The organism is Thermodesulfobacteriota bacterium (assembly GCA_039028315.1).
Classification (GTDB): domain Bacteria; phylum Desulfobacterota_D; class UBA1144; order Nemesobacterales; family UBA2774; genus CR02bin9.
In genome coordinates, this window is the sequence record JBCCIH010000053.1 from 1 (window position 1) to 12,096 (window position 12,096).

General features: G+C 40.2%; 13 protein-coding genes. 8 read left to right on the forward strand and 5 right to left on the reverse strand.

The annotated features are described in order from the left end of the window. Positions 1 to 81: 81 nt before the first annotated feature. The 4 genes from AAF462_04790 to AAF462_04805 all read right to left on the reverse strand — a co-directional run bounded on the left by AAF462_04790 (position 82) and on the right by AAF462_04805 (position 4,534). On the reverse strand, positions 82 to 1,290 hold the full coding sequence (locus tag AAF462_04790) for an ABC transporter permease (protein ID MEM7008433.1): 1,209 nt from the start codon (positions 1,288 to 1,290) through the stop codon (positions 82 to 84). A gap of 18 nt (positions 1,291 to 1,308) precedes the next feature. Continuing rightward, positions 1,309 to 1,944, reverse strand: coding sequence for a sulfotransferase family 2 domain-containing protein (locus AAF462_04795; GenBank protein ID MEM7008434.1), 636 nt, complete (start codon positions 1,942 to 1,944; stop codon positions 1,309 to 1,311). Positions 1,945 to 2,030: 86 nt separating this feature from the next. Further along, positions 2,031 to 3,362 (reverse strand): flippase, encoded by a 1,332-nt coding sequence (locus AAF462_04800; GenBank protein ID MEM7008435.1) that lies wholly within the window; start codon positions 3,360 to 3,362, stop codon positions 2,031 to 2,033. After that, a complete protein-coding gene (locus tag AAF462_04805; protein MEM7008436.1) occupies positions 3,359 to 4,534 on the reverse strand; it encodes a glycosyltransferase family 4 protein in 1,176 nt (391 codons plus the stop codon). The genes AAF462_04800 and AAF462_04805 overlap by 4 nt, the downstream gene beginning before the upstream one ends. A 124-nt stretch (positions 4,535 to 4,658) precedes the next feature. Between AAF462_04805 and AAF462_04810 the strand changes: the two genes are divergently transcribed. The 8 genes from AAF462_04810 (at position 4,659) to AAF462_04845 (ending at position 11,328) form a co-directional block, all read left to right on the forward strand. Beyond that, positions 4,659 to 5,321 carry a CHRD domain-containing protein gene (locus tag AAF462_04810; GenBank protein ID MEM7008437.1) on the forward strand — a complete coding sequence of 221 codons (663 nt, stop codon included), beginning with the start codon at positions 4,659 to 4,661 and terminating at the stop codon, positions 5,319 to 5,321. A gap of 73 nt (positions 5,322 to 5,394) precedes the next feature. Beyond that, complete coding sequence (locus tag AAF462_04815) at positions 5,395 to 5,655, forward strand: hypothetical protein (protein ID MEM7008438.1); 261 nt, start codon at positions 5,395 to 5,397, stop codon at positions 5,653 to 5,655. Then, positions 5,642 to 5,971, forward strand: coding sequence for a hypothetical protein (locus AAF462_04820; protein ID MEM7008439.1), 330 nt, complete (start codon positions 5,642 to 5,644; stop codon positions 5,969 to 5,971). Before AAF462_04815 ends, AAF462_04820 begins: the two co-directional genes overlap by 14 nt. A 182-nt stretch (positions 5,972 to 6,153) precedes the next feature. Continuing rightward, positions 6,154 to 8,112, forward strand: coding sequence for a LysM peptidoglycan-binding domain-containing protein (locus AAF462_04825; GenBank protein ID MEM7008440.1), 1,959 nt, complete (start codon positions 6,154 to 6,156; stop codon positions 8,110 to 8,112). Between the two features lie 125 nt (positions 8,113 to 8,237). After that, positions 8,238 to 9,131 (forward strand): tyrosine recombinase XerC, encoded by an 894-nt coding sequence (gene xerC, locus AAF462_04830; GenBank protein MEM7008441.1) that lies wholly within the window; start codon positions 8,238 to 8,240, stop codon positions 9,129 to 9,131. 11 nt (positions 9,132 to 9,142) lie between these two features. After that, a complete protein-coding gene (gene hslV, locus AAF462_04835; GenBank protein MEM7008442.1) occupies positions 9,143 to 9,688 on the forward strand; it encodes an ATP-dependent protease subunit HslV in 546 nt (181 codons plus the stop codon). Further along, positions 9,681 to 11,018 carry an ATP-dependent protease ATPase subunit HslU gene (gene hslU, locus AAF462_04840; GenBank protein ID MEM7008443.1) on the forward strand — a complete coding sequence of 446 codons (1,338 nt, stop codon included), beginning with the start codon at positions 9,681 to 9,683 and terminating at the stop codon, positions 11,016 to 11,018. The genes hslV and hslU overlap by 8 nt, the downstream gene beginning before the upstream one ends. 16 nt (positions 11,019 to 11,034) lie before the next feature. After that, positions 11,035 to 11,328 carry a hypothetical protein gene (locus AAF462_04845; protein MEM7008444.1) on the forward strand — a complete coding sequence of 98 codons (294 nt, stop codon included), beginning with the start codon at positions 11,035 to 11,037 and terminating at the stop codon, positions 11,326 to 11,328. Between the two features lie 11 nt (positions 11,329 to 11,339). On the opposite strand, the gene AAF462_04850 is transcribed toward AAF462_04845, so the two are convergent. Then, on the reverse strand, positions 11,340 to 12,096 hold a 757-nt coding region (locus AAF462_04850; GenBank protein MEM7008445.1), incomplete at its 5' end, for a chlorite dismutase family protein.

The following is a 12,096-nucleotide window of genomic DNA, read 5'->3' on the forward strand; positions in this document are numbered from 1 at the left end:
AAAAAGAGTCTTGATAAAAATTCGACCGCTACAAGCGCAATCACTATAGTGAAAATAGCAAGCAGGAAATTTTTTAGATACTTATTCATATCTGAGTGCCTCAATAGGATCTAGCTGAGATGCTTTGCGCGCAGGGTAGATTCCAAAGAAGATTCCAATTACCGCGGCAACTGAGAAAGCAAGAATCATAGCGCCAAAGGAAATGACCACAGGCCAGTTTGTAAAGGAAGAGGCAACTTTTGAACCCAGTATTCCTAGTATCACCCCAATCACACCACCAGCAAGAGATAAGAGCACAGACTCAATCAGAAATTGAATTAAAATATCTCTTTGTTTAGCACCGACGGCCATACGTATTCCAATCTCTCTTGTTCTCTCACCAACAGATACAAGCATGATATTCATAATCCCTATACCGCCCACAATCAAAGAAATTGATGCAACGCTGGCAAGAAGGATTGTCATGATCCTTGAGATTGCAAAAATTCTATTAATAATGCTAAGTTGACTTTTTATATAAAACTCGTCCTTTTGATCAGGCCTGTATCTATGACGCTCTCTGAGGAGGCTTATTATCTGACTCTCTGCAACCGGGATATCTTCAGAGGACTTTACAGAAACAGAGATGCTCTCTACCTGATTGATAGCCCTTATATATCTCTGAAAAGTGGAGTAAGGGATTAACACTACGTCATCTTGGTCTCTGCCTCCTGAGGTTTGTCCGAGTGAGCTCATAACCCCTATTACTGTGAATGTGTTTTTATTAATCCTAAGGGATTGGCCAATAGGATTTTGTGAGCCAAACAGATTATCTGCCACTGTTTTGCCGAGCACTACAACTCTAGCTCTATTTTCTACATCTTGGTTATTAAAAAAGTTTCCTCTATCGGTGTACCAGTCGTTAATATTTACAAAATCCGGCCCTACTCCAATGACAAGTGTAAACCAGTCCTGATTTCCGTAAATAATCTGCTGACCCAAATCGATTAAAGGTGATACGTGAGTCACCATGTCCAGCTCCTCTATAGCCTCGGCATCCTCAGGGGTTAGTATATAAACCTTTTGCTGAGACCCTGAGCCTACGCCCCTTTTTCCAGTTTTCACAAGAAAGGAGCTTCCGCCAAGACTGGTGAGCTGATCCTCTATCATCTTCTCAGCCCCCTGAGTAACTGCAACAAGGGAGATTACTGCCGCAACACCTATGATGATTCCAAGTGTTGTTAGAATGGAGCGCACTTTATTGGATGCGATTGCGCGGTATGCAACTTTAAATGCTGATAGTGGGTTCATTTGTGGCTGCCTAAATGTTTAAAACTCATATCCAAAGTAGCTGATATCTTTAGAATACATTTTTGAGACTTCTTCTTTGGTTTCGTCTGTGTAGTATGTTCTGTAGTTTTTATGTTTTGAGCTGTTTTTATGCGGAAGGCTCACGTTTTCAAGACCAAGTCCGTCAAATACTACCTGGGAGTCATTTGCTAAATCTTCAAAGCGGCCGACAAAATCCACTAGAAGATCGCCTTTTTCATCTGAAACATAGTCGAGCTGGTTATATAAAATACTTTTACGCCCGTCAATGTCGTCAATTGTATCTCTGCATTTATAAAGAAAATCTTCAAAACTATCTGCATTTGCCAGCACATACTGAGTTAGATCGTTATATCTTCTGGCGCCAAAGACCTTTTTATATAGAGTCATGGTCCCTTTTTCCCTAATCATTGTGTACCAGGAAACTAGGCGGTCCCAAGGGTTTCTTACGAATGCAACTTTGTAGTAATCTGACCATTCATCACCCAATTCATCCTTTGCCCAAAGAGCGTGGTCATGTGTGCCCCTGTAGCTCTCTAGGTCAGGAATGTGCTCTTTTAGGACGGCCTCAAAACTTCTCCCGGCTGTTTTTTGAATATGAATAAACAAGAATTTCTTAGATCTTGAGATTAACAATTATGCCTCTTATCACTGTCTAATTTACTAAGCTCTACTGTGGGAAAATATATCTCATGAGTTGGTAAGTTACAAAGAAATTCTCACTAGGACGCCGGTGTGTCGCTCTTAATTTTATTATCCCTAAGGGCGTCACTGAAGAATTTAAATGAAAGGCCGGACCGAAGAATCGCATAGCCCAGAAAAGCAAAAGCGGCGCCAATATACGAATAAGGAGGCGAGAGAACCAGCATTAAAACCAGATAAAACGCGGTCGATATTAAACCTAGTATGGTTCTGAGCCCCGGGCGGTTTAATGATAGAAGAGCCGGGTTAATCCAGAAAGTAAGTTTTAGTATCAAGACTGCTGCAGCCAGGATTCTGAGCGCATTGGTAGCAGGCAGATATTCATTTCCAAAGACGATTTTAATAATCGGCTCTGCAAAAACAATCATTATTACAGCCGCCGGAATGATTATAAGAACAAGCGCTTTAGTAGAGCTTTTAATCATTTTCTTAAAATCTTTAATTGCATTAGAAGTAGTGAATTTTACGAGTTCTGGGTAGATGGCTTCATAAAGAGGGTCTGTCACCTTATTAATAATAGAAGCAACTGAACTTGCTATTTTATAGAAAGCTACAGCATCTTTGCCTGCAAAAAAACCAAGTATCATTACGCCAAGATATTTCTCATTTCCTGTTTTAAGTGTCGCTATAAAACTAGTGTTCCCCAAAAACCAGGCGATCCCCTTCCACTCGTCTTTGACAAGTGAAATCTTCGCGTCCAGCCAATTACCAAGGTTATTCTCGTTAAGAGTTTTAACTACCGCCCACATCCTTAGGGCAAATCCAACAAAGCTGGCAATAATAAATCCGTATAGCACCCCTTTGATACCAAGCCCGGCATAAAGCGCTCCAACCACGATTAGCAATCTGAAGAACTTTTGAAACGAATTTATGAATGCGATGGTTTTAAACCTGTCGAAGACTCTTAGTATCGCATCAGACGTAGAATTTGCGGTGTCTATAAAAAGGCTTATTGAGAATATCCATATCAGCACGTAAGCATCAGGGGAGTGTATTACATACTGGCTTATAAGCTTTGCGCTTAGAATGGCGATTATAAATGCTATGATGCCGCTTCCTATATCTAAAAGGTATGAGAGCTTTATCATTGAGCGGGTTTTGTCCATCTCCCCCTGCTCAAGATATGTACCTATGTATTTAGTTGCCGTCTCCCATACTTTTAAGTCAAAGAACATGTTTAAAATAGAGATATATGCGATTACTAGTGTAAGAAGACCATAGTCTGACACTCCAAGGAGTCTTGCCACCACAATGGTTTGAATTGCCGTGAAAATGCCAGAGGCCGTTTTTCCGCCAAAGAGCCAGGAGGCATTTAAATATAGTCTTTTTTGAATGTTCTCTTTATTGCTCATAGTGAACGTCTAATTACATCTATATAGTTTTTTATCATTCCGTCTTCAGTGTGGTTTTTTAGTACATTCTCCTTTCCTGCCGCACCCATTCCAATTGCCAGCTTCTCGTCACCTAGAATTTTATTAATTGCAGATGCTAGATCCTCAGGACTCTCAGGATCTACTAAAAACCCAGTCTCCCCATCCTTTACAGCTTCAACTGAGCCGCCATGATTGCCGGCTATAAGTGGTTTTTTCCTGGCGCTCGCCTCGATTAGTGCATTGGGCAGTCCCTCTATCTTATTGTTCCAATAGCGGTTAGGCATAACAAAAATATCGCACATATCAATGAAGCTTATTACCTCTTCATGGGCAACTCCGCCCGTAAATATTACATTTTCTGAAACTGCCAGCTCCTGTGCCAGTTCAGAGAATTTTTGTCTATATCTGCCGTCGCCTACAATCAAGTATTTTAAGTTTGGAAATTGCTTAAGAACCTCTGGGAGTGATCTGATTACCATATCCTGCCCCTTTCTAGGCAGCACCCTGGCCACAGTTAAAAGAACTTTGTCATTACTACTGATACCGTAGCTGTTTCTAAGCGAGTTTATTTGCCCTTGGTCAGGCTCGGAAGAAAGAAGATAATTCTCAACTCCATTATAGACTACTTCTATTTTATCACTGGGCACACCTACGCTCTCGACAAGCTCCTTAGTATTATGACTCACAGCAATAATTTTTGATGCATTATCATAGAGCTTTTTCATAGGACGGCGCATTACTTTTTTAAAAAATTTGTTGCCGTAAAAACAAGTTGTTATCCCCGAGCCAGCGATCCTAACAATTGGGCTAAAGTCGTACCGATTCAGATTCCCGCCCGCAGCCTCAGCCTCTTCTGTAATGAATAGCACAGCGTCAGGTTTTTCTTCGCGTATTGCATTAGACAAATACCTTTGTCCATAGGCTATCTCAGCAAATGGAATTACCTTTATCCATTTTTTGCTTATCATAGGAGCTCTTATAACCTTACATGGGAGTTTTTCATCAACACTTTGATCCTCTGGACCATAGCCTGGTGCAAGCACGACTACATCTATATCAGTAGCCCCTATTCCGTTTGCTAACTTATGGCTTGTGGTAGCTAATCCGCCCAGAAAAGGCGGAAATTCGTGAGTATATATTAGTAGTTTCATTAATCTCTATCTGGCGCATTTCTGTGTCATGCTTCATGATATTTTGGCATAAATGACCCTATGTGTAAATGGCAGGGCTTTGTGTTACTATGTAGTTGGTAGACTAAATATTAAGGAGGGTATCTTGAAAACTCAACTATTTTCTGTGTTTATTTTAGCTTTAGTATTTAGTGTGAATTATGCGGCGGCACAGACCATACCGCTCAGTGCCGAGCTAAGCCCTTCGCAGGCAAGAGCTGCGCTAAATTATGAGCCTACCAAGGGCCCATTGGAATCATTCTTCCCCCAGTGCTCAGTAGATAAGCAGACTGCATCAGACCTAGCGGATGCAAAAGCAGAGGGAAACTTCGTACTTGATCCTGAGAAAAAAGAACTCACTTATAAAATAGTATATAGCGGCCTAAGCGGAGGTCCGATCATGGCACATTTTCACCACGGAGCCCCAGGAGTTAATGGCCCAATACTTCAAACAATTTGCGGCATGCCTCCACCAACTTCACCTATAGGCTACTCTGACGGCGCACTAATTGGTAAAGAGTGCTTAGATTCACCAAAGGGTGTTATGCAGGGCAAGTACAACTTAAAAGATTATAATTGCCCGGCTGATGATACGTCTTGTAAGTCTTTGAGTGTAGAGGAGCAAGTGCAGATAATCGCCTGCGGAAATTTATATGTAAATTTCCACACCTGTCTGAATCAGCCTGGAGAGATAGCAGGTCAGATGATACCTCTTAAGTGGATGGGAGATGAGTATGACTGCAATGCTCTTCCTACAAAAGGGAACTAATAAAACTCTTTGCTTGGGTTTAGGCGGCTAAATGATATATTATATTCCTAAAACATAAACTATGGAGAAGTGCATGGATAATTTAGCTCAGGAAATATTGGAATTTCTAAAAACACAGGCAGGACAAGGAAACTCAAACACTTCAAAAATCACAGAGAAGATAATACAGCTACACCCTGATCTGGATTATGACAGAACGAAAATCGATGTTGTGCAAACTCTAAGAGATTTAAACGATAATGGCCAAATCCAAATCATGACCCAAAACTGGGAGTTTGGCGAAGAGTTTTTGTATTTAGACTCTGGCACAAAGGATAAAATTGAGATCCTCTAAGATAGATTATATAAGAATCACAGGAATTTATGAGCTTGATTCGGACACTGATAGCGCTGATGTCACATTTAATATTGAGCATTCAGCTAACCAGGATTTCAGCAAATTAAAGACTGGAATAATTACACTCAGGCTTTCAGAGCTAATAGATGTAAATGGTTATCAGGAAAAAGATATCGAGCTAATCGCATCACAATTGGTTAAGCAGGTACTTATTAGGGAGCGAGATGAAGATAGGCTCATAAACATATTGCATTTTGATGGACTGCCTCTTGAAGATTGGCTCCTAAGCAATACTCCTATACAAAAACATTAGTTATAATTATTCGAAAGCCTTTACATTGTTGAATAAAATGGTGTATAATTCACCGAATTAGTTTTTCATAAAACTAATAGTTCTTTGACAATTTAAATCAATATAAAGACAAGAGATGCTGGTCTGGGAAACCGGTAATTTTTGGGTTGGGTGAATTATAATTTCTCGTAGGAGGTATAGGTATGGTACTGAGGCGTTCTCTTCTTTTATTGATTGCACTTCTTCTTCCAACAATAGCCTTTGCAACTACCACATATGTTGTCAAAAAGGGGGACAATCTTTACGATCTATCTAGGAAGTATGGAGTATCGGTAGAAGATATAAAAAAATTTAACAAGCTTGATAGTGTTAACTTAAATATTGGTGATGAATTACTTATTCCGAATTCAAATAAAGATGGCAATAATAAATATGTAGTAAAAAGTGGGGACACACTAAGTCAAATCGCTGAGAAGCTCGGCGTAAGAACAAAAGATTTAAGAGCAGCAAACAATTTAAAAAACGACAAACTAAGTATTGGTCAAACTCTTTTAATTCCGTCTAGTAAAAACAATTCAAATGAAGTAGTAGCTAAAAAAGCAGTTGCGCCTGAAAAGGCCCAGCCCGCTAGTCCAGCCAAAACAGAAATAACTACAGGCACTTACACCGTTAAAAGCGGGGACACATTAGGACATATTGCTGAGGCACATAAAGTAAAAACTGCCGTGCTAAAAAAGGCAAACAATCTTAAAAACAACAACCTTCAAATCGGGCAAAAGCTCGTTATACCAAATTCTTCAGATGTTATAGAAGTTAGAAAAGTTAAACAAAGCACTTCAGAGACTGCGCCAGAAGTTAAACATCCTAAGAGGGACTCTGGCAATACAAACATGACAGTATCAAACGTCTATATTGTAAATCAGGGCGATACTATATATGAAATATCTAACAGATTAAACCTTTCAAAAAACGATTTAAAAAAATACAACAACCTAGAAAGCAATTACCTGAAAATCGGCCAGGAGCTGTACCTGACTCCAAATAAAAAGATGCTAACAGTGTCTGAGCGTGCCGAGAAAAAACTAAAATCCAAATACACAAGCGAGTATAAAGTTAAGAGTGGAGACACTCTAGGGCATATTGCGGCAAAACACAAGACATCGGTATCAGATCTTAAAAAAGCCAATAACCTTAAAAACAGCAATCTTTCTATCGGTAAAGTTTTGAAAGTTCCTGCTGTAGCTAAAAAAGATAAAGCAGTAGCAAATAAGACAACTCAACAAAAAACTTCCCGCACAAAAAACACAAAGTACATAGTTAAAAGAGGCGATACGCTTAGCGTTATAGCAGATAAATACGATGTTAGTGTTGCAAAAATTAAAGATGCAAGCGCACTTAAAAACAACAAGATAAAAGTTGGGGATGTTCTTTTAATCCCTGGTACCCATATAGTTGCTGTAAGCAAACCTATACCAGCAAAAAAGGTTTCGAAACCTAAAACATCAAGACCTAGCGGTGCCAAGTACTCTGTAGTAACTGGTGATACGCTAGGAAAGATAGCAAATCAGTTCGGTGTTAGTGTTTCAGAGCTAAAAAAAGCAAACAATCTTAAAAAGAACGATCTATACGTAGGGATGAAACTAGTAATCCCGGGCAAAACTTCAATCAAACCAATTTCCACTCAGACTGCTAAAAAATCTTCAACACAAAATAAATCAAACGGCTCAGCAAATACAGTTCCTGCCGATATGAAAATTAAGCAGGACATCATAAAAACTGCCGTGCAGTACCTCGGAGTGCCTTACAAGTTTGGCGGCAACTCACTTAAATACGGTATAGACTGCTCAGCCTATGTAAAGAAAATTTTCGGCAAATACAACATTGATCTACCAAGAACAGCAAGAGATATTTACTGGCACGCCGGAACTAAAGTCGCAAAAAGTCAACTACAGACTGGCGACTTAGTGTTCTTTACAACCTATGCCAAGTTCCCTTCACATGTTGGGATTTACATGGGTAACGGACAGTTTATCCATGCATCATCAGGTGCGCGTAAAGTCTCCATTACAAGCCTGAATAAAAAGTACTATCAAAAGCGCTACATTGGGGCAAAGAGAATCCCTGTTTCAGCTGTGTTTGAAAAAGAATACTCTCAGAAATAAGAAGCGCCTTATAATCTAGTAGCTACCTTCCAAATTTTCGACATAAGTGGACTATAACGCATGTTCCACTTTTATATTTTGCTGCATTGAAAGATAGAAAGCAGTGTTTATATTAAAGAGAAACCATGGACAAATACCTTCGAGTTTTTGAGGACTTTCTGAGCTCAGAGAGAAACTACTCAAAACACACTATAAAAGCATATTTAGCGGATATAAAAGAATTTGGTTTAGTGCTTTCTGAAATGAGCCTAACCACGGATAGTGGCGACATAGATTTTGAGAATTTAGATGAGGCGCCAATTAGGGTTTATATAAGCAAGCTTTATAACAAGAACAAAAAAGTCTCAATCTCAAGAAAACTAGCATCAATAAGAACCTTTTTTGAATTTCTTATAAGAGGCGGCCATATGAAATCAAACTCGGCCAAATTAGTGCCCACGCCTAAAGCTGAGAAAAAGCTGCCCACATTCCTAACAGTTGATGAAGTGATTAAACTGGTTGAGACTCCGGGGAGCGATAACGCCTATGAGTCTCGGGATAGAGCTATACTAGAGCTACTTTATTCAAGCGGTTTAAGGGTATCAGAGCTGGTCGGGGTTAATTTACAAGATTTAGATTTGGACGCTATGAGTGTTAAAGTGCTTGGGAAAGGGAATAAAGAGCGCATTGTCCCCCTCGGGTCTAAAGCATGCAGTGCTCTTGAGACTTATCTTAGACAACGGCTCGATCTAAAACCTAAAGATGACCACCTTTTTGTTAATTCAAGGGGTGGGAGACTTACAACAAGAAGCGTGGACAGGATTATTAAAAAATATGCAGCTATTTCAGGGATACCAAAGAATATAAGCCCACATGTGCTCAGGCACACGTTTGCTACTCACCTTTTAGGCGGGGGAGCAGATCTTAGAGCAATTCAAGAGATGCTAGGGCACAAAAGTCTATCTACTACACAGAGATATACGCACACATCAATAGAGCAATTAATGGAGATTTACGATAAAACACACCCACGTGCATAAAAGGACACAAAATGGAAAATTTTCACGGAACAACAATAGTATGTGTTAAGAAGAACAATCAAGTCGCAATGGCGGGAGACGGTCAGGTCACCCTTGGCCAAACTGCAATAAAGCATTCGGCAAAAAAGGTAAGAAAAATTTACAGCGATAAAGTTGTTGTAGGTTTTGCCGGCGCCACAGCTGATGCAATGACACTGTTTGATAAGTTTGAAGCCAAATTAGAAGAGTTTAGGGGCAATCTTAGCAGAGCATCTGTTGAGCTTGCAAGAGACTGGAGAACAGACAGAATCCTAAGAAGATTAGAAGCCCTTTTGGCAGTGGCCGATAGTGAGTCAATGTTCTTGATCTCCGGAAGCGGAGATGTGCTTGAGCCGGATGACAATGTTATAGCTATCGGCTCTGGTGGTTCCTTCGCACAGGCAGCAGCTAAAGCACTGACTAAATTTTCTGACCTTAGTGCAGAAGAGGTGGTTAAACAATCGATGCACATTGCATCTGAGATATGTGTATACACTAATGACAATATAACAATTGAGGTACTAGATTCTAATGAGTAAAGACATATTTTTTACACCCAGAGAGATAGTTTCAGAGCTAGATAGATATATCATCGGACAGGATAAAGCTAAAAGAGCTGTATCTATAGCGCTTAGAAACCGCTGGAGGCGTCAGCGTGTTTCACCTGATCTAAAGGATGAGATAGCACCAAAGAACATCCTTATGATCGGACCAACCGGAGTTGGTAAAACAGAAATCGCAAGAAGGCTAGCTAAACTGGCACAGGCCCCGTTTTTAAAAGTCGAGGCTTCAAAGTTTACTGAAGTCGGCTATGTAGGAAGAGACGTTGAGTCTATGATCAGAGACATCACTGATATCGCAATCAAGATGGTAACGGATGAGGAAAAAACCTCTGTTAGAGTAAAAGCAGAGGAGATGGCAGAGGAGCGCATGCTCGATTTACTCTTGCCGCCGCCAACTGCTAACCCCGAGAATCAAGAGGTTGATTCCAGCAGCGATACCAGACAAAAGCTTCGTAAACTGCTACGTGAAGGAAAGCTTGATGAAAGATATGTAGATTTAGAGGTAACATCCAAGAACCTACCGATACAGGTCTTCTCCCCCTCTGGTATGGATGATATGGATATCAATATCTCTGATATGATAGGAAACCTTTTCCCAAAGAAAACGAAACAGAGAAAAGTAAACGTGCCTGAGGCGATGGAGATTTTGATACAAGAAGAAGCCCAAAAGCTAATAGACATGGATAACGTGGTTAAACTTGCGATAGACCGAGTTGAGCAGTCAGGGATTATCTTTATTGATGAGATAGACAAAGTTGCGGGCCGTGAGAGCTCAGCCGGGCCGGATGTCTCTAGAGAAGGAGTTCAAAGAGACCTTCTTCCAATAATCGAGGGCTGCACAGTAAATACGAAACACGGTATGGTCAAGACCGATCATATCTTATTCGTAGGTGCAGGAGCCTTTCACGTATCAAAGCCATCTGACTTAATTCCTGAGCTTCAGGGAAGATTCCCAATCAGGGTTGAGCTTGAGCCTCTATCAACAGATGATTTTGTAAACATTTTAACAAAGCCTAAAAATGCTCTGATAAAGCAGTATATGGAACTCTTAAATACTGAGAATATTGAGCTTGTTTTTGCGGATGACGCAATAGCCGAGATTGCTCACACTGCCCAGAGCGTAAATGAATCAACTGAGAATATCGGCGCTAGAAGACTCCATACAATCATGGAGAAAATGCTGGATGATATTTCATTTGAAGCTCCCGATATGACAGAGGAAAAGATAGTAATTGACGCAAACTATGTAAAAGATAAGATCTCTGACATTGTGAAAGACAGAGACCTTAGCAGATATATTTTATAGTCCGAGGTAAAAGTAATTGTCCGTGTTTGCCATTACCAGATGTGTTTATGATGATGACATAAAACAAGAGCTATTGGATATAAAAAAGCTCTCACTTCGAATTCTGCAAAAGCAAAAGGGTTTTGTCGGGGTAAGGCAGTTTATCTGCGATGAAATGAATGAGATGGTTTCAGTCATAGAGTGGGAGAGCAAAGAGGACCATGAGGCCAGTATGGAAAGCACTGATTGGGATCCTGTAAATCCAACATGGATGGCGCTTACAAAAGGCGGGAAGATCACATTTGAAGTAAGTCTTTTTGAAGAACATTAATATCCATAAAACTAAACCTTACTCTGCCATAGCACCTTGCCGACAAAAAACGGCCCTAAACTTTCTAAATATTGAGAGGTCTGCTTAGTTTTTCGCATCGCCTGAATTAGTGCTGAAAGAGGGAAAAGCTCCTTTCCCAATACACCTATAACAAAATCGTTGTCGTACTTATCAAGCCCGTGGCAGGCGAGTCTGATGTCGGTTGCTAAGCCCGAGTGCCCGAATTTAAAACCCAATTTCCCATGTTCACCTAAAACTGCTCTTTGTTCATCTTCAGATAAAGTTTCAAAATTTTTGTCCCTTCTAAGCGGATACCATATTGCCCAGGGAAGCTCAGGGTTTAAAACCTTTGCCTTAGGTCCGCTTATAAGCGTTTTGTCTAAATCAGGCTCATATCCGAGTGAGTATGTTCTGCCAAACATTGTGAACTCTGGTTTTGGTGTAAGTTCCATAAATGCCGAGTCCTGAAGAAAATCTCTTAGCTCAGTTACAAAAGAATCTGGATCCTCATTTAATGCTAAAAGGCCAATACCGTAAGGATCGTTAATATCGGCATACAGAACAAGGTCCATATTAGTATCTTCTAGTTCTTTTATGAGCTCGTCTGTATTCCAGCAGTCGCCAAAAGCCATAAATTGCATAAACAGCCTTCTATCAGAGGATATTACGGTACCGTCTTTTTCCCGGCCCTTCTCGCTTATGTCTACTTTGCTCTCTTTATAATCTGTACTCATTCGGCTCGTCTCCTTAAACGAAAATATAACAGGA